Raw genomic sequence first — 25,101 nt, 5'->3', positions numbered from 1 at the left:
GCATGGCGGACGCTGCCTCGATTGATCGGGCAATGGGGGCACTGATCGGGGGCGCGCTGGGCGATGCGCTCGGCATGCCGACGCAGCTTCTGTCGCCGGCCCGCGTCGCCGAGGTCTACGGCCATGTCGAGGGGTTCGTTGCGCCTTCGGAAGACCACCCGGTCTCGAAAGGGCTACCAGCGGGAGCCATCACCGACGATACGGAACAGGCGCTGTTGCTAGGTCGCATCCTGGTTCAGTCCGGCGAGCGTTTCGACCATGCGCGCTGGGTCAACGCGCTGCTCGACTGGGAACGCGACGTCAAGGCGCGCGGCAGCTATGACCTGCTCGGGCCGTCGACCAAGCGCGCGATCGACGCCATCAACAGCGGTGTGCCGGCCGAAGAGGCCGGGCGCGGCGGAGACACCAATGGTGCGGCGATGCGCATCGCGCCGGTCGGCATCATGATGCCGCCGGAGCCGCTCGCGGCACTTGTCGCCAAGGTGGCGGAAACCTGCCGGGCCACGCACAACACCTCGATCGCCATTGCATCGGCCGCCGCGGTCGCAGCCGCCGTCAGTCTCGGCGTCTCGGGCGGCGATTGGCGCGCCGCTTGCGGCCACGCGGTGGCGGCGGCACGGCTGGGCGCCGCGCTCGGCCATTGGGTCACCGGCGGCGATATCGCCGCGCGCATCCTCTGGGCGCAGGAGCTCGTTCGCGGCAAGGCGGACAAGGAAGCCATCAAGCTTATCGTCGACCTCGTCGGTACCGGCGTCGCCAGCCAGGAATCGGTGCCGGCAGCCTTCGCGGTGCTGGAGGTCGCGCAAGGCGACGCCTGGCGGGCTGCCGTCATTGCCGCCAATCTCGGTGGCGACACCGACACCATCGGGGCGATTGCCGCCGGCATGGCCGGTGCCTGCATTGGCCTTTCGAAGCTGCCGCAGCACCGCATCGCCGAGCTGAAAGGCATCGACATTGTCGAGGTCCGCGCGCTGGCTGCGGATCTGGTCGCGGCACGCGACTCCAAATCCGGGCCAGGCAAGGAGGACGCCGCATGAGTGGGCGGCTCGTCCATGTCGGCAGCGCGGTGGTGGACTATGTCTACCGCATCGATGCCTTACCGGCGCCGGGCTCCGAAGAGACCGCGACGAGCTACGCCCGCGTCGCCGGCGGCGGCTTCAACATGATGGTCGCGGCAAGCCGCACCGGCATGAAGGTGGTGTTCGGCGGCCAGCTCGGCACCGGGCCGGACGGCGACTTCCTGCGCGCCGCTTTCGCGGCCGAGGGCATCGAAACGCTGACGCCGCCGTCGCCCCTGATGGACAGCGGCAATTGCGTCGCCATGATCAGCGGCGACGCCGAGCGCACCTTCGTGTCGTGGCCGGGCGCCGAGAGCCGTCTGACGCTCGACATGATGAAGCCGGTCCAAGTCCTTCCGGGCGACTGGGTTTTCACCTCGGGCTACACGCTGAGCTATCCCGGCAGCCGCGACGTGCTCACCGACTGGATCGAGGCGCTGCCAGCCGGCATTCCTTTCGTCTTCGACCCGACGCCGGTGATCGCCGATATTCCGCGGCCCATCCTGGACAGGGTTCTCGCGCGCACGACATGGCTGAGCTGCAACACCGACGAGGCAGCCGAGATTGCCGGCGCCGGCGACGCCCAGACCGTCGCCATCCGGTTGCTCACCGAGCATTGCCCCAGCGCCGAAGGCGTCGTCATTCGTGCCGGTGCGCTTGGCTGCCTCGTGCGCATGGCCGATGGCGGCACCCGCACGGTGCCTGGCTTCGCGGTGGAGGCCGTCGACACGAACGGCGCCGGCGACACACATATCGGCGCCTTCGTCAGCGCATTGTCGCGAGGCACGTCGCCCTGCGAGGCAGCCCGCTACGCCAATGCGGCGGCAGCCCTCTCCGTCACCCGGCATGGCGGGTCGTCAGCGCCGACCGATGTCGAGATCCAGCAATTCCTGGCCCAGCGCGGCGAAGCAACGGCCGCGCTCGGCCGGGCGGAAGCGACTGCAACTTAACAAGCCCGTCAACCGGGCAAACAATGAGAGGAAAAGAACATGCGCATGCCCAGACTGACCGCTTTTCTGACGGCGACCGCCGTCTTCGTCTCAGCCTTCACGCTGGCAGCGCAAGCCGCCGAGGAAGTGCATGTGCTCAACTGGAAGGGCTACGGCGCCGATGAGCCGTGGGCCGTCGCCAATTTCGAGAAGGCGACCGGCTTCAAGGTGGTCAACGACTTCTTCAACTCCGAACAGGAGATGCTGACCAAGATCCGGACCAATCCCGGCCTCTACGACGTCGTCATGATCAACGCCGCCTTCAACGACCAGGCGATGGCCGGCAAGCTGATCCAGCCGATCGACGTCTCGAAGCTTTCCAACTATGCCGACATCGCCAAGGACAAGGCCGGCTCGCCGATGCTGAACCATGAAGGCAAGGTCTATGGCGTGCCGTGGGTGTGGGGCCTGACCGCTCTCGCCATCAACGAGAAATCCTTCGACAAGCCGCCGACCAGCATCGCCGAGATGTGGGACCCGGCGCATAAGGGCCGCGTCATCATCCGCGACGACGCCGTCGAGGCGGTGCAGTTCGGCGCGCTGGCGTCGGGGCAGAACATCAACGACATCAAGGATATGGAAGCGGTCAAGGCGAAGCTCACCTCGCTGATGCCGCAGATCAAGACCTTCTGGAGCTCGGAGAACGACTGGAACCAGATGGTCGCCTCCAACCAGATCGACATCGGCACCTATTGGAGCGGCTCGGCCGACCGCGCCAAGACGCATTTCAAGCTGCCGGTCTCGCTGGTCATCCCGCAGGAGGGTTCGGTCGCCTGGCTCGACGCTTTCTCGATCCCGGCCGGCTCCAAGAACGTCGCCGGCGCCGAAGCCTTCATCAACTACATGATCGATCCGAAATTCTATGTCGAATGGGTCACCAAGGTCGGTGCGCCGGTCTCGGCCAACACCAAGGCCGTCGACGCGCTGCCCGAGGATGCCTTCAACCGCAAGGTCATGGGCAGCCCCGACGTCGCCAAGCGCATCCAGTTCCAGGCGCCGGTCACCGACGAGCAGCGTGAGAAATATCTGGCGCTGTGGCAGGAGCTGAAGGTCAACGTGAAGTAAGCGATGTCTTTCGGGGAGGAGAGGCAGAATGGCTGACCAGCTTGCGATCGGTTCGCGAAGCGGACTGAAGCCTGCCCTGCCGCTCCTCCTTCCAGCCTATCTGTGGCTGACGGTGGCGATCTTCCTGCCGCTGTCGGCCATGGTGTTCTTCTCCTTCATGACCGACCTGCCGCTGGCAGGCAAAGAGTGGGCCTTCACGCTCGGCAATTACGCGGCATTCTTTTCGCAAAGCCTCTATTCGACGCTGCTTTTCGCCTCGCTGCGGCTCGGGCTCGAGGTGACGCTGTGGTGCGTCGTCATCGGCTATCCGGCGGCCTATGTGCTGGCCAAGGTGCTGAAGGGGCGCAGCCGCGAGGCAATCTTCCTGCTCGTCATCCTGCCGTTCTGGTCGAACGGGCTGGTGCGCATCTTTTCCTGGGCGATGGTGCTGCGCGAAGGCGGCATCCTCGACACGGCGCTCAACGCGGTGCTGCCGTTCAAGATCAACATCGACCTGATGTACTCCTACCCGGCCGTCATCATCGGCCTGGTGCACTCCTACGTGCCCTACATGGTGCTGACCTGCTATCTGACGCTGCAGGCGATCGACGACTCGCTGATCGAGGCCGGCCGCTCGCTCGGCGCCTCGCGACGGCAGGTGCTGCGGCGGGTGATCATCCCGCTGTCGATGCCGGGGCTGATCGCGGGCGCAGCACTGATCTTCGTGCCGGTCGTCGGCTCCTTCATGGAGCCGCGCATCCTCGGCGGCCGCACCGGCACCTTCTACGGCACCGTCATCGAGGACCAGTTGGTCGCCGTCTTCAACTGGCCATTGGGCGCCGCGCTCTCCTTCATTCTGCTCGCCGTGGTGCTGATCATCCTGGCGCTGGCAGCGCCTGTGCTGCGGAGGGCCGGCTGATGGCGACGACGCGCATCCTCGAATGGTGCGGCCGCTTCTACATCGTGCTTTTGCTCGGCTTCCTCTATCTGCCGATCATCATCATGGCGGCGATGTCGTTCAATGCCTCGCCCTTCTACCAATTGCCGTTCGAATGGACGACGGACTGGTATGCCTCGCTGTGGCAAAACGATCAGCTGATCGCGGCGACCTGGAACAGCATCGAGATCGCCGTCATCACCACTTTGATCTCGACCGTGCTTGGCTCGATGGCTTCGCTGGCGCTCTATCGCTACGAGTTCCGCGGCAAGAAATTCCTGCAGGCGCTGCTCTTCCCGCCGATCGCCATTCCGTGGCTGATCACTGGCACGGCGATGCTGATCTTCTTCTTCGGCGTCGGCATCGGCCGTGGGCTTATCGCCATCCTGCTCGGCCATGTCGCGCTGGCGCTGCCCTATGTGATCGTCGTCGTCTCCGCCCGGCTGCAGACTTTTGCGCCGGAGCTGGAGGAGGCCGCGCGTTCGCTCGGCGCCAACCAGTGGCAGGTCACCATGCGTGTGACGCTGCCCTGGATCATGCCCGGCGTGATCGCCGGCGGGCTGTTCGCCTTCGCCGTTTCGTTCGACCAGTTCGTGGTCTCGTATTTCCTGTCGACGCCCGGCCAGACGACGCTGCCGGTCGAAATCTATGCCGCGATCCGCAAAGGCTTCACGCCTGAGATCAACGCGGTCTCGACGATCATCATCGTGGTGTCGATGGCGCTGATGCTGCTCACGGCGCGCTTCTTCAAATTCGGCGGAGAGAAATAATGGCCGGCGTCCAGGTAGCGAACGTCTCCCGCAGTTTCGGCGCGCATAAGGCGTTGGACGACGTCTCGATCGATTTCGCCGATGGCGGCTTTTACGCGCTGCTCGGACCTTCGGGTAGCGGCAAGACGACGCTGTTGCGTCAGATCGCCGGCTTCGATTTTCCGGACTCCGGCCGCATCGCCATTGGCGGCGAAAGCGTCGAGCGCGTGCCGGTCGAAAAGCGCCGCATCGGCATGGTTTTCCAGAACTATGCGCTGTTCCCCAATATGAGCGTCGCCGACAATGTCGCCTTCGGCCTGTCGGTGCGCGGCGAGGCGAAGGCGACGATCGCAACGGAAGTGCAGCGCGCGCTCGACCTAGTGCAGCTCGGCAAACTCGGCGGGCGAAAGCCGCACCAGCTCTCCGGTGGCCAGCGCCAGCGTGTCGCGCTGGCGCGCGCCATCGTCACCAAGCCGCGCGTGCTGCTTCTCGACGAGCCGCTCGGCGCGCTCGACAAGGCGCTGCGCGTCGACATGCAGATCGAACTGAAGCGCATCCAGCGCGAGATCGGCATCACCACCATTTTCGTCACGCACGACCAGGAGGAGGCGCTGACGATGAGCGACCGCATCGGCATATTGCGCGATGGCAGGCTGGTGCAGGAAGGGCCGCCGGAGGAGATCTACGACCGGCCGCAAAGCGAGTTCGCCGCCACCTTCCTCGGCGACGCCAACATCTTTCGCGGCGATGCGACCGGCACCGGGATCAAGCTGCCGGACGGCACGACGATCGCGGCTTCGACGGGCGCATCGGTGCCGGCCGGCGCCAAGGCGAGCTGCGCGGTCCGGCCTGAGCGCATCCGGATTTCGACCGGTGCGGGAAAGCCCCATCCAGCCAATGCGAACACGCTCAAGGGGCAGGTCTCGAAACGCATCTTCGCCGGCAACAACAGCACCTACTTCGTCGACCGTGATGGCCAGACGCTGAAGGTGATCGTCCAGAACACCGGGGCCGAACGTCTGGTCGAAGGTCAGCCCGTCGTGCTCAGCTGGTCGCCGGACAGCACAGTGCTTATCGCGGCTTGAGATTTGCGAGATCAGGTAGCGCTCAAATCTCCGGGATGCTCTCGCGGAAGATAACCTGCAGCCGCGGCTGGTGGAGCTCATAGGGCAGTCCCCGGACCGAATGGGACAGGATGTTGAGCGCCTCCCTGGCCTCGACGCGCGGGTTCTGGTCGATCACGGCGTCGAGCGTGCCGTCGAGCAGCAGCTCCTTGGTGCCGTCCGTCACCTCATGGCCGAGGAAGAGGATATCTTTCGAGCGTCCGCGTTCCTTCAGCGCGCGCGCGATGCCGGTGTTGCCGGCGCCGACATTGTAGATGGCGGCGAGGTCGGGGTGGCGCTCGAGCAAAGCGGAGGCCTCCGAATAGGCCTTTTCGCGGTCGTCGAGCATTTCGCGCATCTCGACGATTTCGAGGTTGGGCGATTCCTCGGCGAGGATGTGGCGGAAACCCATCTCGCGCTCCTCATGGCCGCGATAGGCGAGCGAGCCGGCAAACAGCGCGACCTTGCCCGGACGGCCGGCGCCCATGAAGCGGTTGAGCAGATAGCCGGCCAGCCGGCCGGCGGCGCGATTGTCGATGCCGATATAGGCGACACGTGGCACGTGCAGGATGTCGGAGGCGATGGTGACGACCTTGATGTCGCTCGCCGAGAGCGAGCGGATCGCCTCGCGCACCGTCGGATGGTCGAGCGCGATGACGCCGACGCCCTGCGTCTGGCCGTGCAGATCCTGCAGCAAGCGGGCGAGCCGGTCGGGGTTGAAGCCTTCGATGGTCGTCACGCGGACGTCGAGATCAGGCCGCATCAACGCCTGTGCCTCGATGTGCCGGTGTAAGAGCTTGATGAAGGAGTTGGTGCCGGCCGGCAGCGCGAAGTCGAGCCGGATCGTCTGTCCCGGCACGGCGCGTTGCGGCGTGCCGTTCGGGCTCTCGGCGATGTAGCCAAGGCGCTGCGCCATCTCGATGACGATCTCGCGCGTCCGGGCTCGCACGCCCGGCCGGTTGTTGAGCACACGGTCGACCGTGGCCGGAGAAACGCCGGCTTCGCGGGCTATGTCTGTCAGGGTTGACCGCACGTCGAGCACCTCATCGCAAGCATCAAAATCACGCAGCCGCCAATCCGTTCCCGAAAACCGCTCAGCCGCAGCAGCGATTCTGATGTGAAATGATGTAACCGCCCTTGGCCTGGACGCAAGCCGGCGCGTTACACAAGGCAGCCAAGGTCCGGAAAAGTCGGCCGAGCCGAGGCAGAGGCCCCTCAAATCCAAGCAATGGGTGCGACGTGACAAGCTCTGTGGACTGCATGCTCTCCCTCATTTGCGATCTTATGACGTGTTTTGAGTATTTATGATGTTGACAGGCTTCACGCACTGTCGTCAATATCCCTCACGCGGGCCATGGAGGAACAGGCCCCGAGGGAGGAATTCGATGTCTCAATTGATCCGCATGTCGCGGCGCCGCCTGCTGGCGTCTGGAGGAAAGGCGGCGGTGTTCGTCGCCGCGACTGGTATTGCACCGCAGTTCATTCGTCCCGGCCGCGCCTTCGCGGCGGACGCGCTGGCGCCCGGCATGATCGGCGGGCCGACCGGCTTCGACGGCGCCGAGCGCTATCAGTACGGGCCCGACACGCCGGAAGGCCGCGCCGTTGAGGCGGCCAAAGCGCTGAAGGCGTCCGGCAAGGCGCCGGCAAAGATCGTGCTCGGCCTGTCCGACGGTTCGATCGGCCAGCTGACGAAACCTTTCCCGGCCGGCGCGCCGTCGATCAAGGATCTCTGGGAAAAGGAAACCGGCATCGCGATCGAGATCGTCGGCCTGCCGAACGGCCAGGAATTCACCAAGACGATGCAGGACATCTCCACCAAAGGTGGGGCCTACGACATCTATTCGACCGAATGGAACCGGCTTGGCGATCTCGCCGAGACCGGCGGCATCGCCAAGCTCGACGACTTCGTCGCCAAGCACAAGCCGGAATGGGACGACCCGAAGCAGGGTTATGTCAACGGCGCCAAGGGCGTGTCGCTGCTCAATCAGTATCGCGGTTCGAGCTATGGCGTGTCGCTCGATGGCGATTTCCAGACCTGGGTCTACCGCACCGACCTGTTCGGCGATGCGGCCGAGCAGAAGGCCTTCAAGGACAAATATGGCTACGATCTGGCGCCGCCCAAGACCTGGAAGCAGCACAGCGAGGTCGCGGCGTTCTTCCAGCGGCCGGACAAAGCCCTGTTCGGCTCGACCGACCTGCGCAACCAGGGCTGGGGCTATACCAACTGGTACCAGCGCTATGTCTCGATGGCCTCGCCCAACCAGTTCCTGTTCGGCGACGACGGCAAGCCGCTGATCAATTCCGAACAGGGCGTCGCCGCGACGAAGGAATATGTCGACTCGCTGGCGCATCACTCGCCCGACGCGATCTCGTGGGGCTGGCCGGAGCAGTACGGCAATTTCGCCAAGGGTGGGGCGGCGATGACCTGCGCCTTCTCCAACCTGCCGAAATTCCTCGACAATGCCGGCAACAAGGATTCGGCCGTCACCGGCAAGATCGGCTCGATGCTGCCGCCGGGACGCGAGAACGACGGCAAGCTGATCAGCCGCTCGGTGCTCTGGTTCTCGCTGACCGGCATGGTCTCGTCGCAGTCGAAGAATCCGGAGGCCGCCTACCTTCTGCTGCAGTGGCTCGGCTCGGCTCGCATCTATGCCTGGATGAGCGCCAATCCCGGCGGCTATCTCGATCCGTTCCGGCTCTCGGACTTCTCCGATCCGCTGGTACGCCAGACCTATCACGCCTACCACATGGATGTGGTGCGCGAGACGGTGGCGCGCACGGTGCCGACCATCAACTATCCCGGCGCCACGGCCTTCCACAACGCGCTCGACGAGAACCTCATGGCATCGCTGACCAAGGCCAAGACGCCGGAGCAGGCGATGGCCGATACCGAGCGCGAGTGGAAGAAGATCGCGCGCCGGACCGGCGAGGAGAAATTGCTCGAAGCCATCAAGACCAACAAGGAGGCTTGGCCGACCGTTCTCGATCCGATCAGCTGATCCGTCTCCCTGGATCAGAAAGGGAGGGGAGGGCGAGCGTTCCTCCCCTTCGCCAGCAACGCCACCAGCAAAGCAGCCAGATGAAGCGTTCCGTTCCCTTCGAGATATTCCGCTACGCCGCGATCCTCGCAGCGATGGCGGTGACGCTGGTGCCGATCCTGTGGATGGTGTCGATGGCCTTCAAGCCGATCGGCGAATGGTCGGCGACGGGCGCCGACCTGACATGGTGGCCGAAGCAGCCGACGCTCGCCAACTTCGAGTTCGTCTTCGGCCATTCCACCAACGACCTGATCGTGGCGCTCGACCACACGGCGGTGAAGCCGATCCTGTCGTCGCTGCTGTCGGCGGTGTTCGGGACCGCGATCGCCATGTCGGCGGGCACTGCCGCGGCCTACGGCCTGTCGCGCTTCGGCTCCGGCCAGAACCTGCCGCTGGCGCTGATCCAGCTCAGGCTGTTTCCGCCGATGGCCGTCATGATCCCGGTGATGATCATGTGGGCGTTCCTCAACCTCAACGACACGTGGTGGGGGCTGGCGCTGATCTACGGCATCGTCACGCTGCCCTTCGCCTTCTGGCTGATGAAGACCTTCTTCGACGACATGCCGCGCGAGATCGAGGAGGCGGCGCTCGTCGAGGGCTGCTCGCGGTTGCGCGTCTTCACCCGCATCACGCTGCCGATGATGCGCGCGCCGCTGGCAAGCGCGGCGCTCTTCGTGTTCATCCTCAACTGGTCGGATTATCTCATCGCGCTGCTGCTCACGACGCGCGAATGGGTGACGATCCCCGTCTACATGGCATCGCTCTCCTCCTCGATGACCGGGCAGCTCTACGGCGCCAAGGCCGCGCTCGGCCTGATCGCGGCGGTACCGCCGGTGATCATGGGCATCGCCATCCAGCGCCACCTGGTGCGCGGGCTGACCTTCGGAGCGCTGAAGCAATGAGCGCAGCGACGGCGACGATTTCGGAGGATCAGATGAGCACCGCAGGCGCTACACCGGCGCCCCGGGACGAGGGGGCGAAGCTTGGCTTTCGCCTGACCTTGCCGGCGCAGATCCTGGTTCTGTTCATCTCGGCCTTTCCGCTTTTGATGCAGCTCTACATCAGCGTCACAGACTGGTCGCCGCTGTCGGGCGTCGGCTGGTGGAACGCCTGGGAGATGTGGAACAGCTTTGCCAACTACACCGACCTCGCGGCCGACACCCGGTTCTGGAGCGCGCTGCAGCGCACGGCGATCGTCATGCTGGTCTGCGTGCCGGCGGAGTTCCTGCTCGGCCTGGCGCTGGCGATGCTGTTCGCCGACGACTTTCTCGGCAAGCGCGTCTTCTACTCGATCCTCTTGATGCCGATGATGGTGGTGCCGGCGGTGGCCGGCTACATGTTCTTCATGCTGTTCCAGTCGGGCGGCCCGGTGAACGACATCCTGGCGCGGATCGTCGGCGCGCCGGTGACGATCGCCTGGCTCTCCGATCCGACCCTGGCGCTGATTGCGGTGATGATCGCCGACATCTGGCAGTGGACGCCGCTGATGTTCCTGATCCTGCTCGCCGGCCTGGTCGGCGTGCCGGAGGACCAGATGAAGGCTGCGACGCTGCTCGGCGCCAATGCGTGGCAGCGCTTCACCACTATCGTGCTGCCGAAGATGAAGACGATCATCATCATCGCGCTGGCGATAAGGGTGATCGAGAACTTCAAGATCTTCGACACGCTTTACATCATGACCGGCGGCGGCCCGGGCGTCGCCACCGAGACGATCTCCGTCTACATCTACAAGGTCACCACGCAGGACCTGATCTGGGGTTATGTGGCGGCGATCGCCCTCGCCATCCTGATCGTGCTTTCGATCGTCGCGGTCTACGCCATGAAGCGCATGGCCAAGGCCCGGGAGGTGCCGGCATGAGCGCCATCCATCTCAAAAACCTTACCAAGTCCTTCGGCGACTTCGCGGCGCTGAAGACGATGGACCTCGAAATCGCCGATGGCGAGTTTATGGCGCTGCTCGGACCGTCGGGCTGCGGCAAGTCGACGACGATGAACATGATCGCTGGCATGGAAGAGCCGACCAGCGGCAGGATCCTGTTCGGCGAGCGCGATATGGCCGGCGTCCCGATGGGCCGGCGTGGCGTCGGCTTCGTCTTCCAGAACTACGCCATCTTCACCCATATGAGCGTGCGCCAGAATCTCGCTTACGGGCCGAGGATGCGCGGCGCCGCCAAGGCCGAGATCGACCGCCGCGTCGGCGCCGTCGCCGAGATGCTGCAGCTTTCGCCGCTGCTCGACCGCAAGGCTGACAGGCTCTCGGTCAACATCCTGCAGCGCGTCGCGATCGGCCGCTCGGCGATCATGGAGCCGGCGATCTTCCTGCTCGACGAGCCGTTGTCCAATGTCGACGCCGCCTTTCGCGCGGTGATGCGCACCGAGCTCAAGCAGCTGCAGCGCCAGTTCAGGCAGACCATGGTCTATGTCACGCATGACCAGCTCGAAGCCATGACCATGGCCGACCGCATCGCGGTGATGGACCATGGCGTGCTGCAGCAGGTCGGCACGCCGCTCGAAGTCTACAACAATCCGGCCAATGTCTTCGTCGCCCGCTTCATCGGCGCTCCAGGCATGAACCTGCTCAAGGGCAGGCCGGCCGAAAGCGACCGCGGGCTGGTCGTCGATCTCGGCCCGCTCGGCGTCACGCCGCCCTTGCCGGATGAACTGGCTTCGGCAGTGAGAGCGATGCGCGGTGACGTGCTCTATGGTTTTCGGCCCGAGCAGGTGGCGCTTGCGGAGCGCGGGCTCTCCATGCCGGTGAGCTTCGTCGAGCGGATCGGCGCGCGCACAATCGTCCATCTCGGTGACGGCGAGAGCGCGGTGAAGGCGGTGTTCGAGAACGATGTCGGCCTGTCGGTCGGGCAGACGGCGGTGGTTGCGCCACCGGCTTCCTCGGTGCGCATCTTCGACGCCGCCACCGGCCTTGCAGTTAAGGCGGGCTGAGACATGGCCGATATCGTTTTCCGCAATGTCACCAAGCGCTACGGCAACACGCTTGCCGTCGACGACGCCTCCTTCACCGTCAACGACAACGAGTTCTTCTGCTTCTTCGGGCCGCCGCTGTCGGGCAAGTCGACGATCCTGCGCCTGGTGCTGGGACTGGAAGTGCTGGATCAGGGCGAGATCCTGATCGGCGGCAAGCCGGTCAACAGCGTCTCGCCGGCCGAGCGCAACGTCGCGATGGTGTTCCAGAACCTGGCGCTGTTCCCGCACATGAGCGCGCGCGACAATGTCCGCTTCCCGCTGGTCGAGCGGAAGGTCGCCGAAGCCGAGATCGAGAGGCGGCTGGCCGACGTCGCGGCCAAGCTGCATATCGGTCACATCCTGCACAAGCCGCCGGCACAGCTTTCGGGCGGCGAGCGGCAGCGCGTGGCGATCGCGCGCGCCCTGGTGCGCGACCCGGCCGCCTATCTGATGGACGATCCGATCTCGGCGCTCGATGCGCGGCTGCGCGAGGAGACGCGTGTCGAGCTGAAGCGCATCCAGCGCGAGCTCGGCAAGACGCTGATCTATGTCACGCATGACCAGGAGGAGGCGATGTCGGTCGCCGACCGCATGGCGATCCTCGAGAACGGCCGGATCAGACAGATCGGCGCGCCGGCGGAGATCTACGATCGCCCGGCAAGCGCCTATGTGGCGCGCATGCTTGGATCGCCGATGATGAACATCCTGCCGTCGGTGCGCGGCGCGGATGGGGTCGAGGCGGCGGAAGGGACGATCCGCATTGCCGATGTCAAGGCGCCGGCCGAGGCGATCGAGATCGGGCTCAGGCCGGAAGACATCAAGGTCCGGCCCTGGACCGACAACGAGACGGCGGAGGGGGGCCCGGGCCGCCCGGCGCGAGTGTTCGAGGTCGAGCCGCTCGGCGGCTACACCGTGGTGACTTTGGCCGCCGGACAGGCGCGGCTCAGGGCCTTGCTGCGCGGGCAGCCTGACATCAGGCCGGACGCGATGGTGGCGATATCCTGCGAACCGGGTCGCGTGCATTATTTCGGCCGGGACGGAGGCGCGCTGTGACGGCCACCGCGAGGACAGAGTTTCGGGAGGAAGAGATGGCAGAAAAAGGCTTCGAGCCGGACGTCAAGGTTCGCACCAGGGAATACCGGATCGGCTGCGTCGGCGCCGGCATGATCATGGCTGAGTGCCATCTGGCCGCCTACAAGGAAGCAGGCTTTCCGGTGGTGGCAATCGCCTCGCGCACCAAGGCGAATGCTCGGAAGGTCGCCACCCGCTGGGGCATTGCGACCGTGCACGACACGCCGGAACAACTGATCGAGGACGAAAATGTCGATATCATCGACCTGGCCTTTCCGCCCGATCAGCAGCCGGCACTGATCCGCCATGCGCTGAAGCAGAAGCACATCAAGGCGATCCTGGCGCAGAAGCCTTTGGCGCTGTCGGTCGAGGAAGCCGTCAAGCTGCGCGACGAGGCGGCTAAGTCCGGCAAGATCCTCTCGGTCAACCAGAACATGCGCTACGACCAGTCGATGCGCGTCTTGAAGCAGATCATCGACAGCGGCGCGCTCGGCGACATCGTCTTCGCGCAGATCGACATGCATGCGATCCCGCATTGGCAGACCTTCCTCCAGGGCTACGACCGGCTGACATTAGCCAATATGAGCGTGCATCACCTCGACGTGCTGCGCTTCCTGTTCGGCGATCCGGACGAGATCACGACGCTGACGCGCAAGGACCCGCGCACCCAGTTCGATCATTCCGACGGCATCACCGTCTCGACGCTGCGTTTTCCATCAGGCGTGCTTGCGCTCTCGCTGGAGGACGTGTGGTCTGGCCCGCGCCAGCAAGGCTACAAGGACGACCAGCACATCAACTGGCGCGTCGATGGCACCAAGGGTGTCGCCAAGGGCACCATCGGCTGGCCGACGGGTGCCGCCTCGACGCTGACTTATGCTTCAGCCGAGACGACCGGCGGCCAATGGGTGAGCCCGAGCTGGGAAACGATGTGGTTCCCGCATGCCTTCATCGGCGTCATGGAGCAGCTGCAGCACGCAGTGAAGACCGGCACACCGCCGGCGCTCTCCGTCGCCGACAACGTCAAGACCATGGCGCTGGTCGAGGCAGGCTATCGCTCGATGGCGGCGGGCCGCACGGTCAAGCTCTCCGAAATCCCGATCAACTGAACCCACGCAATCAACTGAAATCACTGACAACTGAATCGCTTACAGGGAGGAATTCAAGATCATGATGCAGGCAGGCATTTTCACGGGCTATTTCCCGTACGGCCTCGAAGAGACGGCGAAGAAGATCCGCGGCCTCGGTTTCAACACGGTGCAGCTCGACCTGCACTTCAAGGATGTCGACCTGTCGGCCGGCCAGATCACCAAGGACAAGGCCAAGAAGGTGCGCGACACCTTCCGCGACCACAACCTGCCGGTCTGCTGCGTGTCGGGCTATACGAACATCATACATCCCGACAAGGCAGAGCGCGACAAGCGCGTCGGCTATCTCAAGGAGATCATCCGCAACGCCCGTCATTTCGGCTCGCCCTACGTGATCTCGGAGACCGGCACCTACAACACCGAATCCGACTGGGTGCATCACCCGAAGAACAAGACCGAGGAAGGCTTCGAGGAATGCCGCAAGGTGATCGCCGACCTTGCCCAGACGGCTTACGACCATGGGGCGGTCTTCCTGCTCGAAACCTATGTCAACAACGTCGTCGGCTCGGTCGAGGAGACGGTGAAGATGTTCGCGCAGGTCGATCATCCCGGCCTTGGTCTGCTGATGGATCCGACCAACTATTTCGAGACCCACAACATCGACCGGATGGACCAGATACTCAATCAGGTCTTCGACACGCTGACCGACAACATCAAAATAGCCCACGCCAAGGACGTGAAGCGCTCGGGCGACGACAAGTCGGAAAAGCATGCCGATATCGGCGATTCCGACGCGATGGAAAGCCACACCTTCCGCGGCGTCGGCGAGATCGAGCTGCCGGCGCCGGGCCTCGGTTCGCTGAACTACGATCTCTATCTCAAGCGCCTCGCCGAGAAGCATCCCAACATCCCGGTGATCATCGAGCATCTGTCGGAAGACGATGTGCCGCGCGCCAAGAAGTTCCTCGACGGGAAGTTCCGCGAGAACGGCCTCTGAGATCGGCATGAGGCGTCGAAGCTGAATGTGAGGAACCCGAGCGCGGCATGGTAGATCTCTACGGCAAGACATTGTCGCGAAGGCAAGTTGCCGAACGCTCGGGCATGCTGTCGCAGTTCGCCGGCGTGCGGCTAATGACGCTTGGCGACGGCGTCGAGCGCGGCATCCGCATGCTCGAATTCCGCACCGGATCGGGCCTGCGCTTCACCGCGCTGGTCGACCGGGCGCTCGACATCGCCGATTGCGAGTACAAGGGCCAGGCGATCGGCTGGCATTCGCCGAGCGGGTTCCGTAACCCGGGCCTGCATGACTATGAAGGCGAGGACGGGTTTGCCTGGGGGCGGTCCTTTTCCGGCCTGCTGGTCACCTGCGGCCTCGACCACATTCTCGGCCGCAACGAGGTTCCGGCCGAAAACTACAACTATCCCGGACGCAAGGCGGTGACGCATTCGCTGCATGGGCGCGTCGGCACCATCCCCGCGCGGCTCACCGGCTATGGCGAAAACTGGGACGGCGACCGTTGCGTCTTGTGGGCCGAAGGCGTCGTCCAGCAGGCGAGCGTGTTCGGCGAGGACCTGCATCTCATCCGCCGTATCGAGGCCGATGTCGGCGGCAGCGAGATACGGCTCTCGGACCGCGTCGTCAATCACGGCTTCCACCGCACGCCGCATATGTATTTCTACCACGTCAATGTCGGGCATCCGCTGCTCGACGATGGCTCGCGCTATCTGGCTCCGATCCGTGACGTGGTCTGGGCCGCGCATGCCGGGGAGAGCTACCAAGCGCAAAGAATCGGCTACCGCACCGTGCCCGCGCCGCGACTCGGCTTCAGCGAACAGGTCTGGCAGCACGAGCTTGGCGCCGACGCCAAAGGCGAGGTGCCGGTGGCGGTCGTCAACGACCGCCTTGGCCTCGGCTTCGAGGTCGTCACCCGCAAGGACCAGTTGCCCTGCTGTTACGAATGGCAGAATTTCCAGGCCGGGCAGTATGCGCTCGGCATCGAGCCCTCGACGCATCATGTGCTCGGCAATCTCGCCGCGCGTGAGCGCGGCGAGATGATCTGGCTGGAGCATGACGAAGCCTGTGCCTATGACGCGGTGTTCCGCGTGCTGGACGGTAAGGATGCGATCGCCGATGCGGAACGAAGGATCGCGGCCATCGCCCGGCAGCCCGAGCAGGATTATCCTCGGCCTTCCGGCAATTTTCCGAGACTGGCAGACAGGACATGAGCGCGACAGACATCCACAGCAAGCCCTCTGGCCGGCGGACCGGATTGCCAGCGCTGCATGAAGATCGGAGAATGTGACGATGGCGAACAAGCGCGACTACAGCCTGGTCGGCGAAAGCACGCGCCGGGCGATCGAGACCGGGCTTGCCTCGGCCGAATGGTACCACACCGATGTGGCGCGCAAGGGGATGAAGGAGTTGATGCAGCGCTCCGACGGGCCGGCGATCCGCGACACTATCATCTGGATCGCCGCGATCCTGGGCTCGGCCGCCGGCATCGTCTGGTTCTGGGGAACGTGGTGGGTGGTGCCGTTCCTGTTCGTCTACGGCGTGCTGTACGGCTCGTCGAGTGACTCGCGCTGGCACGAATGCGGCCACGGCACGGCTTTCCGCACGCGCTGGATGAACGATGTCGTCTACCACATCGCCTCCTTCATGCTGATGCGCAATCCGGTGCAATGGCGCTGGAGCCATGCGCGCCACCACACCGACACCATCATCGTCGGCCGCGACGCCGAGATCGCGGTGATGCGGCCGCCGGATCTCATCAAAGCGGCTTTGGCCTTCACTGGGATCCTCGATTTCCGCTATTCGCTGCCGACGCTGGTGCGCCAGGCGTTCGGCAAACTATCGGACGACGAGATGAGCTACATCCCGGAGATGGAGCAGCACAAAGCGGTGATCGCGGCCCGCTGGCACATTGCGGTATACGTCGCGACGATCGCTGTCGCGATCGCGCTGAAATCATGGATACCGTTGGTGCTGATCGGCCTGCCGCGGCTCTACGGCACGTGGCATATGGTGACGACCGGCCTGCTGCAGCATATCGGGCTCGCCGACAACGTCATCGACCATCGGCTGAACACCCGCACCGTCTACATGAACCCGATCAGCCGGTTCATCTACTGGAACATGAACTACCATGTGGAGCACCACATGTTCCCGATGGTGCCCTATCATGCGCTGCCGAAGCTGCATGAGCTGATCAAGCACGATCTGCCGGTGCCGAACCCGTCGATGTGGCATGCCTATCGCGAGGTGTGGCCGGTGCTGCTGAGGCAGCTGAAATACGAGGACTATTATCTCAAGCGCGAATTGCCGCCGACGGCCAAGCCCTATCGCGGCGAGTTCCACGAGCTCGACATAACGGCCGCGGCCGCCGAATAGGCGCCGCGGCAATTCAGAGAAAAATGGCCGGAGACAGACGATGGCGGACTGGATCGAAGCGTGCGCGGTCGACGACGTGGACGAGGAGGATGTGATCCGCTTCGACCATGGCGGCCGCAGCTACGCGATCTACCGTTCGCCGGACGACGAATTCTTCGCCACCGACGGCTTCTGCACCCATGAAAAGGCGCATCTCGCCGACGGGCTGGTGATGGACGACATCATCGAATGCCCCAAGCACAATGGCCGCTTCAACTACAAGACCGGCCAGGCCAAGGGCGCGCCGGTCTGCGTCAATCTCAAGACCTACCCGGTCAAGGTCGAGGCCGGCAAGGTGATGATCGATATCGGCTGAGAGCCGTCAGACAGACAAAAACAGGGATATACCAATGAGCCGAAAGAGACCGACCGTTGCCGATTTGCGCGCCATGAAGGGCAAGCGGCAATTGACCATGCTGCGTGTGCTGACGCTGGAAGAAGCCGAGGCCGCCGAGCGGGCCGGCATCGACATCGTCTCGGTGCCGCCGGAGCTGGTGCTCAATCCGCAATACCGTGATGCGGCGCCCAGCCTCTTCACCATGCCGGGCGATAATTTTTTCGAGATCGGCACGGCTGACGATTTCGTGCGCTGGTCGTTCCGGCTCTACAAGGCCGGCGCCGACGCCGTCTATTGCAGCGCCGGCTATGCCACGATCAAGCGCATGGCCGACGATGCCATTCCCGTTATCGGCCATGTCGGCCTCATTCCGTCGCGCGCCACCTGGACGGGCGGTTTCAAGGCGGTGGGCAAGACCGCGGATACCGCAATGCAGGTGTTCGAGGCGGTCAAGCAGCTGGAGGCTGCCGGAGCGATCGGCGCCGAGATCGAAGTGGTGCCGGTGGAAGTGGCGAAGGCGATCTCCGAGCGCACGCTGCTGATCATGCTGTCGATGGGCGCGGGCACGGGCTGCGATGCCCAATACCTGTTCGCCGAAGATATCCTCGGCACCAATCGCGGTCACATGCCGCGCCACTCAAAAGTCTATCGCAACTTCGCCGCCGAATACGACCGGCTGCAGCAAGAGCGCATCGCGGCGTTCTCGGAGTATGTCGCCGACGTCAACAGCGGCGCCTATCCGGAAGACCGGCATATCGTGCACATGGATCCGGACGAGCTCACCCTTTTCATGAGGAAGGTCGACGGAAAGATTTGAGCCGGCGGCCTAGGCCCTCCAGGAGCCATCGGCGAGCGCGGCATAAAGCGCGTTGGCGTTGGCCCCAAGCGGCCTGTCTTCCTTGAGCGCCGCGACATGCGCGCGGACGGCCGCATGGATTACCCCGGTCGCGGGCGCCAGCACCAGACCTTCGCGCAGGTCGATGGCCTGGGCCGCCGCCATCAACTCCAAGGCGACCAGACGCCGCCACAGCGCGATCATTTCGGCGCATTTGGCGATGGCGAGCGGCGTCTGTGTCGCGTGATCCTCGACGCCCTCGGACACCGGCAGGAAGTCCAGCATCACCGGGTTGGCCTTTTGGCGGATCGCTGCCAGGATCGCCGTCACGGTCTTCTGCAGCGGCACGAAGCCGGCGGAGGCGCCGCCGACCGGCGACAGATATTTGGGCAGGCCATTGCGGCCTGAGCCGGTCAATTGGATGAAGCGGGCGGCGCAGGCTGCCGCACACTGGGCGATTGCAAGGCCAAGCGTCTCAAAAGCAAGCGCCAGCGACGCCGTGTGGAAGTTGCCGGTCGACAGCACGAGCGCGTCCTCTGCAAGCACCAGCGGGTTGTCGGCGGCCGCGTTGAGCTCGATCTCGACCGCGAGCCTGGCATGATCGATCGCCTGGATCAGCGCGCCGTGAATCGAGGGCATGCAGCGGATCGACAGTGGATCCTGAATGGTGGTCGGTGCAGGTTCCTGGTCGCGAGCGAGCAGCTCGCGCAGCGCCTTGGCGGCCAACAACTGGCATGCCGCGGGGCGCGAGACATGCAGGCGCGAGTCGAGAATGGTACGGTTCGCGCCAAGCGCTTCCATCGTCAGCGCGCCGGCCTGTTGCTGCTGCTCCATTGTCGACAGCGCGTCCACAATCGCCAGCGCGCCGGTGCCCGCGGATACAGCCGAGGCGTTGATCAACGACAGCCCGTCCTTCGGTGCCAGGCTGACAGGAGCAAGACGCGCCATCATCAGCGCCTTGGCGGAAGGCATGCGTCGACCCTGGTAATCGGCATCGCCTTCGCCGATCAGCGTGTGTGCGATCGCCGCCATCATCACGAGGTCGCCAGCGCCAATCGAGCCGAGCGAGGGCATGACTGGATGGACGCCGGCATTGAGCGCTTCGACGAGTGCGGTGAAGACATGCGGCGAGAGGCCGGAACCGCCTGCCGAAAGCATGGCGACGCGGGCAAACATCGCCGCTCTTACGATCTGGATCGGCAAGGCTTCCCCGACTGCCGCGCCGCGTCCGTCGAGAAGCTGGCGCTGGAAAGCGCCGACATCGCCTTCCACCGCCGTGCCGAGATTGGCGCCGAGACCGGTGTTCAATCCATAGATCTGCTGCCCGCCCGCGGCCGCTCCATCGAGCACATTGCGCGCTTTGGCCAGGTGCTCCATGACTGTGGGCGTGACCTCGACCTTGGCCGCATTGCGCGCAACGGCGGCCACATCCTCGATGCTGACGCCGGCCCCTGTGAGAACGAGCGGGCTCATGCGAAGCGCAGCCTCTGGCCGATGCCGTTCTCGCCGGCCTTGGCCAGCATGGCCTTGCCGAGCGCGATGTCGGAAAGCGAGAGGCCGCGATGCCAGAACAGGATCGTCTCGTCATCGCTTTGCCGCCCGACTTTGAGGCCAGCGGCGATCTGGCCGAGCTCGGCATGCAGCGTCGCCTCGCTCAGCTTTCCGGCCTCGACATGGGCGCGCAGCGAGCCGAACTTGCCGCCTTTGCACTGGCCCCAGTCGTCGACGACGATCTTCGCCATGATGTCGGTGAGCGACAGCTCCACCGCGCTCATCGTGCCGTAGGGCACCACCAGCGCGCCGGGCTTGATCCATTCGGTCTTGAGCAAGGGCTGCGGTTCGTCGAGGCGCGAGGCCTCGACGACGATATCGGCGCCGCCGACGCAGCTTTTCCAGTCGGCGACGGCGGTGACTTTCTTGCCGAGATCGGTCGACAATTCAGCGGCAAAACCGTCGCGGCTTTCCGGCCGGCGCGAATGGACGCGGATCTCGTCGAAGTCGAACAGGTGGTCGAGCAGCCGCACGTTCCAGTACGCGGTGCCGCGCGCGCCGATATGGCCGAGCACTTTCGATTTCTTCCTCGCCAGGTGCTTGGCGCCGATGGCGGTGACGGCGCCGGTGCGCATGTCGGTGATGACGGTGGCGTCGAGGATGGCGCGCGGCGTGCCGGTGCGTGGATCGAAGAGGTTGAGAATGCCGAATTCCGACGGCAGATGGTGCTTGTAGTTGTCGACATAGTCGCCGACGATCTTGACGCCGGCGGCGTCGAGCGGCGCCACGTAGCCGCGCAGCACGTTGAAATGGCCGTGGAAGGAGGGGTCCGGTTCAAGATGGACGCGCGGTTCGATCACCGTCTGGCCGTTGCCTTGCGCGACGAGCCCGGCCTCGACGGCGCCGATGATCTCGGCATCGGTCATGGCCAAAGCCTCGATGTCGAGAGCATTGAGGTAATCGATATAGATCGGCTTCATGCATTGTCCTCGGCCACCCCGTGCCCATCCATAACAGGCGATCAGCCCGCACGGAAGTTTGTTGGATAAGCTCTGGACTGGATCAGGCTTATGCTGTTCAACCAGCGCGTCATGACCAGCATCCCCGACAACGAAGCCGTGTCGCAGCCCGCAAATCCCGCGCGGCAGGCACGACGCGTGGCCTTGATCGTCGCTGTCGCCTTCTTCATGCAATTGCTGGACTCGACGATCATCTCGACATCGCTGCCGCAGATGGGCCAGTCCTTCGGCGTGCCGGCGGTGGCGATGAGCATCGGTATCACCGCCTATATGCTGACCATGGCGGTGTTCGTACCGCTGTCCGCTTGGCTGGCGGACCGGTTCGGCGCGCGCAACGTCTTCCTCGTCGCGATCGCGCTGTTCACGCTTGCCTCGGTCGCCTGCGGCTTTTCGCAGAGCCTGACTGAGTTCGTCGCCGCTCGCATCGTGCAGGGCCTGGGCAGCGCGCTGATGACGCCGGTCGGCCGCATCCTGGTGCTGCGCAATGCCGAGAAATCCGAGCTGATCGCCGCGACGGCGCTGATCACATGGCCGGCTCTGTTCGCGCCGGTGGTCGGGCCGGTGCTCGGCGGCTTCATCACTACCTATCTTTCGTGGCACTGGAACTTCTTCATCAACGTGCCGCTAGGGGCGGCCGGGCTTGCGCTGGTCGCCCGCTTCGTGCCGGGCGACCGCGACTCCGAGGCGAAGCCACTCGATTGGCCGGGCTTCTTCCTGACCTCGCTCGGCCTTGCGGTGATGCTTTACGGGCTCGAACGCCTGGCGCATCCCGAAGACGGCTTGCTGCCGACGGTAGCCTCTATCGGCATTGGCATCGTCATCGGCTGGTTCGCCGTGCGCCACCTGTTGCGGGCGCGGCATCCGCTGCTCGACCTTTCGGCCTTCAAGGTGCTGACCTTCGCGATCTCGACGCTTGCCGCGGGCACTGTCTTCCGCGTCGCCATCAACGCCACGCCCTTCCTGTTGCCGCTGCTGTTCCAGGTCGGCTTCGGCCTGCGGCCAGTCGATGCCGGCCTTTTGGTGCTCGCCTACTTCCTCGGCAATCTCGGCATGAAGACGGTTACGACGCCGACGCTCAGGCGCTTCGGCTTCCGCGCCGTGATGGTGGTGAACGGGGCGATCGCATCGCTGGCGATCATGGCCTGCGGCGCGATCTCGCCGCAGACGCCGCAGCTATTGGTGGTGGCGCTGATGCTGGTCGCCGGCCTGACGCGTTCGATGCAGTTCACGGCGCTCAACACGCTGGCCTTCGCCGACATCGATGCGCAGCAACGAAGCTCGGCGGCGACGCTGTCCTCGATGCTGCAGCAGATTTCGATGCTGTTCGGGGTCGCGATCGCGGCGGCGATCCTCAACCTTTCGCAGATCGTCAGGGACGAAGCCGTACCGGACCTTGTCGACTTCAGAATCACCTTTGTCGCGATCGGCCTGCTCGGTCTCGCGGCGGCGCTGCGTTTCCTGGTCCTGCCGGCCAACGCCGGCGCCGAGGTTTCGGGTCACCTAAGGGACAAATAGCATCGCGCCTGGCGCGCTTTGGGGACGCAAATTCCGTCGACTCCAACGCAGCCGAATGCTTGAGTTCGCGAGCCGAGCGATCGGCGCAAAGAACGGCCAAAAGCCGAGCAGTTTCCGATCATTGCGCCAGTTTCGGCAATCGATGCGTCCACTCGGCAAATAGCGGCGCAAGCGCGGCTGTTGAACGCGGATTCATTTGACGAGCCTGCGGTGAGCCGATTAGCTTTCGTCCCGGGATGCAGGCCCGGCCAAAGCCTGTCCGCAGGGGCGAAAGACAACAGCGATGAATGCGATCGGCTGGCCGAGCTGGAGGCGCCTTAATCAGGAAGGCATCGTCTTTGCCATCGCCATCCTTTTGTTCGCCGCCGCGGCCCTTGGCCTGCCAGGCTTCCTGACCGCCGACAATCTGGTGGCCATCGTCCGCTCGGTCTCAGTACTGGGCATCCTGGCGCTGGGCATGGCCGTCGTCATCATCGGCCGCGGCATCGACCTGTCGGCCGTGGCGATCATGGCGATGTCGGTCGCCTGGTATCTGCAACTGCTCAACACCGGCACCTCGGACGGACTGGCCTTCGCCTATGTGCTGGCAGGCGTTTTAGCCATCGGCCTGCTCAACGGCTTCCTCGTTGCCTATGCCGACGTGCCGGCGATCTTCGTGACCTTGGCCACCGGCTCGTTCGTGTTCGGCTATGTGCGCTCGCAACTGATCACGCAGGACGCCGTGCCCGTGCCTGGAGGCCACTGGGTCGAGCTGCTCGGCGGCTTGCGCTTCCTCGACATCCCGGTCGAGGTCTTCGTCTTCGCCGGGCTTGCCTTCCTGTTCTTCCTGTTCCTGCGCTACACCAAATGGGGGCGCTACATCTATTTCGCCGGCGACAATCCGGTCGCCGCCCGCAACATCGGCGTTCCGGTTCGGCCCATGCTGGTGCTGCGCTATGTGCTCTCGGCTTTCGTGGCCCTGATCGCCGGGCTTTTGACGGCGGCCAGCCTGCATTCGATCAACACCCGCATCGTCAACTCGACGCTGCTCTACGACATCGTGCTGGTGGCGGTGATCGGCGGCATCGGGCTTTCGGGCGGCAGGGGCGGGGTGCGCAACGTGCTGGTCGGCGCAGCGCTGATCGGCATCCTGCTCAACGCCATGACCATCATCGACATTCCGCTGCTCTACCAGAACCTGATCAAGGCGGCGATCCTGCTCGGCGCCATCATCGTCGACGGCATCATCAATCCGCGCGACGAGCAGACCGCGCAGCAAGGCGACATTTAGAGCAGATGGGCCAGCCCATCCGCTCTCGGGTACCCGGAACGATCGCGACGATCGGCCGGCAATGAAAACCGAACCAGAGGATGTGACATGAGACTACTCAGAACCTTGATGGCCGCCGCCGCGGTGCTCGCCGTTACCGCCTTCGTTGCGCCGACTTTCGCCGCCGACGATCCAGGCCCCGCCGCCTATGCCAAGTCGCTCAACGGCAAGCGCGTCATGCTGGTACCGCTGGCGATGGGCTTCGACCTGGCGCAGGGCTGGGCGCATTATCTAAAGAAGGAAGTCGAGGCCTGGGGTGGCACCTTCGAGACGCGTGATCCGAACTGGGTGGTCGATGCGGGCGCGCAGGCTATTACCGACGCCATCGCGTCCGACACCAGGCCCGACGTGCTGATCATCCATGCGCCCGACCTCAACTCCTATTCGAAGCTGATGAAGAAGGCGCAGGCCGCCGGCACCTATGTGCTGCTGGTCGACAATCCGGCCAACTTCCCGGCCGACGCCTTCGTCGGCAGCGACTGGGACAAGCTCGGCCAGCTCGAGGCGGAAGCGGCGATCAAGGGCTGCGGCGAGACTTCGTCCAAGAAGATCGGCCTGGTGCAGGGCGACCAGGCGAACTCGTCCAGCCTCTACCAGTATGCCGGCATCATGAAGGTGCTGGAGAAGCATCCCGATTTCCAGGTCGTGGCCAAGCCTGACTCGAATTGGGACGCGACCACCTCGCGCAACGTGACGACGACGATGCTGCAGCAGCACCCCGACGTCTGCTCGATCATCGATTTCTGGGACGGCGACGCCACCGGCGCCTCGGCCGCGATCCGCGACGCCAAGCTCGACGGCAAGGTGTTCCTGGTCACCACCGGCGGCGGCGAGAAGGCGGCCGATTGCGACAAGCTGAACGACGGCACCTATGGCGCCGTGGTGATGACCGATCTTGCCCGCCAGTCCGGCGACATGAACGCCATCATCAAGTTCCTGCTGCAGAGCGGCCAGCCGGCCGGTACCTCGCACACCTACATCTACACGCTGGAGAAGGCGACGACCAAAGCCGACCTCAAGCCCGACAGCTGCTGGGACCTGAAGGAGCTGCAGGCCGAAGCGGCAGCGAAATAAGTCGCGCCTTCGAAAAAGGCATCCACGAAGTGGCCGGCTCGCTCGGCCACTTCTTT

At 64.6% G+C, this 25,101-nt stretch carries 23 protein-coding genes; 20 read left to right on the top strand and 3 right to left on the bottom strand.

Features of this window, described 5'->3' with window-relative positions; genetic code table 11:
- Positions 1–2 precede the first annotated feature (2 nt).
- From DPM33_RS10780 to DPM33_RS10755, 6 genes are read left to right on the top strand one after another with little or no spacing between them, the layout of a single operon-like run.
- Entirely contained in the window at positions 3–1,037 is a 1,035-nt protein-coding gene (locus DPM33_RS10780) for an ADP-ribosylglycohydrolase family protein (protein ID WP_112097416.1), read from the top strand.
- Positions 1,034–2,008 (top strand): PfkB family carbohydrate kinase, encoded by a 975-nt coding sequence (locus tag DPM33_RS10775; protein WP_112097415.1) that lies wholly within the window; start codon positions 1,034–1,036, stop codon positions 2,006–2,008. Before DPM33_RS10780 ends, DPM33_RS10775 begins: the two co-directional genes overlap by 4 nt.
- A 39-nt stretch (positions 2,009–2,047) precedes the next feature.
- Positions 2,048–3,112 carry an ABC transporter substrate-binding protein gene (locus tag DPM33_RS10770; protein ID WP_112097414.1) on the top strand — a complete coding sequence of 355 codons (1,065 nt, stop codon included), beginning with the start codon at positions 2,048–2,050 and terminating at the stop codon, positions 3,110–3,112.
- A gap of 28 nt (positions 3,113–3,140) precedes the next feature.
- Complete coding sequence (locus DPM33_RS10765) at positions 3,141–4,010, top strand: ABC transporter permease (protein WP_112097413.1); 870 nt, start codon at positions 3,141–3,143, stop codon at positions 4,008–4,010.
- The gene (locus DPM33_RS10760) at positions 4,010–4,798 is read left to right on the top strand and encodes an ABC transporter permease (RefSeq protein WP_112097412.1); all 789 of its coding nucleotides are present in this window, start codon (positions 4,010–4,012) and stop codon (positions 4,796–4,798) included. Before DPM33_RS10765 ends, DPM33_RS10760 begins: the two co-directional genes overlap by 1 nt.
- Positions 4,798–5,862: an ABC transporter ATP-binding protein gene (locus DPM33_RS10755; protein WP_112097411.1), complete on the top strand. Its 1,065-nt coding sequence runs from the start codon at positions 4,798–4,800 to the stop codon at positions 5,860–5,862. Before DPM33_RS10760 ends, DPM33_RS10755 begins: the two co-directional genes overlap by 1 nt.
- Positions 5,863–5,884: 22 nt before the next feature.
- Here the strand turns inward: DPM33_RS10755 and DPM33_RS10750 are convergent, their stop codons facing one another.
- Positions 5,885–6,913, bottom strand: a complete 1,029-nt coding sequence (locus DPM33_RS10750) for a LacI family DNA-binding transcriptional regulator (protein ID WP_112097700.1) — start codon at positions 6,911–6,913, stop codon at positions 5,885–5,887.
- Positions 6,914–7,265: 352 nt separating this feature from the next.
- Here DPM33_RS10750 and DPM33_RS10745 point away from each other — a divergent pair, with 352 nt between their 5' ends.
- The 11 genes from DPM33_RS10745 to DPM33_RS10695 all read left to right on the top strand — a co-directional run bounded on the left by DPM33_RS10745 (position 7,266) and on the right by DPM33_RS10695 (position 18,619).
- Complete coding sequence (locus DPM33_RS10745) at positions 7,266–8,879, top strand: extracellular solute-binding protein (RefSeq protein ID WP_112097410.1); 1,614 nt, start codon at positions 7,266–7,268, stop codon at positions 8,877–8,879.
- An 80-nt stretch (positions 8,880–8,959) separates the two neighbouring features.
- Positions 8,960–9,820: a carbohydrate ABC transporter permease gene (locus DPM33_RS10740; protein WP_112097409.1), complete on the top strand. Its 861-nt coding sequence runs from the start codon at positions 8,960–8,962 to the stop codon at positions 9,818–9,820.
- Positions 9,817–10,776 (top strand): carbohydrate ABC transporter permease, encoded by a 960-nt coding sequence (locus DPM33_RS10735; protein ID WP_112097408.1) that lies wholly within the window; start codon positions 9,817–9,819, stop codon positions 10,774–10,776. Before DPM33_RS10740 ends, DPM33_RS10735 begins: the two co-directional genes overlap by 4 nt.
- Positions 10,773–11,858 carry an ABC transporter ATP-binding protein gene (locus tag DPM33_RS10730; RefSeq protein ID WP_112097407.1) on the top strand — a complete coding sequence of 362 codons (1,086 nt, stop codon included), beginning with the start codon at positions 10,773–10,775 and terminating at the stop codon, positions 11,856–11,858. Before DPM33_RS10735 ends, DPM33_RS10730 begins: the two co-directional genes overlap by 4 nt.
- Before the next feature lie 3 nt (positions 11,859–11,861).
- Complete coding sequence (locus DPM33_RS10725) at positions 11,862–12,932, top strand: ABC transporter ATP-binding protein (protein ID WP_112097406.1); 1,071 nt, start codon at positions 11,862–11,864, stop codon at positions 12,930–12,932.
- A 35-nt stretch (positions 12,933–12,967) separates the two neighbouring features.
- Positions 12,968–14,056, top strand: coding sequence for a Gfo/Idh/MocA family protein (locus DPM33_RS10720; RefSeq protein WP_112097405.1), 1,089 nt, complete (start codon positions 12,968–12,970; stop codon positions 14,054–14,056).
- A 61-nt stretch (positions 14,057–14,117) separates the two neighbouring features.
- Entirely contained in the window at positions 14,118–15,032 is a 915-nt protein-coding gene (locus tag DPM33_RS10715) for a sugar phosphate isomerase/epimerase family protein (protein ID WP_112097404.1), read from the top strand.
- Between the two features lie 47 nt (positions 15,033–15,079).
- On the top strand, positions 15,080–16,261 hold the full coding sequence (locus DPM33_RS10710) for an aldose 1-epimerase family protein (protein ID WP_112097403.1): 1,182 nt from the start codon (positions 15,080–15,082) through the stop codon (positions 16,259–16,261).
- A 79-nt stretch (positions 16,262–16,340) separates the two neighbouring features.
- Positions 16,341–17,426 carry a fatty acid desaturase family protein gene (locus DPM33_RS10705; RefSeq protein WP_112097402.1) on the top strand — a complete coding sequence of 362 codons (1,086 nt, stop codon included), beginning with the start codon at positions 16,341–16,343 and terminating at the stop codon, positions 17,424–17,426.
- A gap of 40 nt (positions 17,427–17,466) precedes the next feature.
- Positions 17,467–17,781 (top strand): MocE family 2Fe-2S type ferredoxin, encoded by a 315-nt coding sequence (locus tag DPM33_RS10700; RefSeq protein ID WP_112097401.1) that lies wholly within the window; start codon positions 17,467–17,469, stop codon positions 17,779–17,781.
- Positions 17,782–17,815: 34 nt separating this feature from the next.
- Complete coding sequence (locus tag DPM33_RS10695) at positions 17,816–18,619, top strand: 3-methyl-2-oxobutanoate hydroxymethyltransferase (protein WP_112097400.1); 804 nt, start codon at positions 17,816–17,818, stop codon at positions 18,617–18,619.
- A 9-nt stretch (positions 18,620–18,628) separates the two neighbouring features.
- Here the strand turns inward: DPM33_RS10695 and DPM33_RS10690 are convergent, their stop codons facing one another.
- Both DPM33_RS10690 and DPM33_RS10685 read right to left on the bottom strand, forming a co-directional pair.
- Positions 18,629–20,110, bottom strand: coding sequence for an HAL/PAL/TAL family ammonia-lyase (locus DPM33_RS10690; RefSeq protein ID WP_112097399.1), 1,482 nt, complete (start codon positions 20,108–20,110; stop codon positions 18,629–18,631).
- Positions 20,107–21,108 carry an ornithine cyclodeaminase family protein gene (locus DPM33_RS10685; RefSeq protein WP_112097398.1) on the bottom strand — a complete coding sequence of 334 codons (1,002 nt, stop codon included), beginning with the start codon at positions 21,106–21,108 and terminating at the stop codon, positions 20,107–20,109. The genes DPM33_RS10690 and DPM33_RS10685 overlap by 4 nt, the downstream gene beginning before the upstream one ends.
- 111 nt (positions 21,109–21,219) lie before the next feature.
- On the opposite strand from DPM33_RS10685, the gene DPM33_RS10680 reads away from it, so the two are divergent.
- From DPM33_RS10680 to DPM33_RS10670, 3 genes are all read left to right on the top strand, one after another.
- Complete coding sequence (locus DPM33_RS10680; protein ID WP_112097699.1) at positions 21,220–22,662, top strand: DHA2 family efflux MFS transporter permease subunit; 1,443 nt, start codon at positions 21,220–21,222, stop codon at positions 22,660–22,662.
- Positions 22,663–22,945: 283 nt separating this feature from the next.
- Positions 22,946–23,932 carry an ABC transporter permease gene (locus tag DPM33_RS10675; RefSeq protein WP_112097397.1) on the top strand — a complete coding sequence of 329 codons (987 nt, stop codon included), beginning with the start codon at positions 22,946–22,948 and terminating at the stop codon, positions 23,930–23,932.
- A gap of 87 nt (positions 23,933–24,019) precedes the next feature.
- Positions 24,020–25,045, top strand: a complete 1,026-nt coding sequence (locus DPM33_RS10670; RefSeq protein WP_112097396.1) for a sugar ABC transporter substrate-binding protein — start codon at positions 24,020–24,022, stop codon at positions 25,043–25,045.
- The last annotated feature ends 56 nt before the right edge of the window (positions 25,046–25,101 follow it).

The sequence above is a fragment of the Mesorhizobium hawassense genome, assembly GCF_003289945.1.
GTDB classification, from domain to species: Bacteria; Pseudomonadota; Alphaproteobacteria; order Rhizobiales; family Rhizobiaceae; genus Mesorhizobium; species Mesorhizobium hawassense.
Note: the sequence above shows the minus strand (reverse complement) of the source record. Positions and strands in the feature narration are given on the sequence as shown.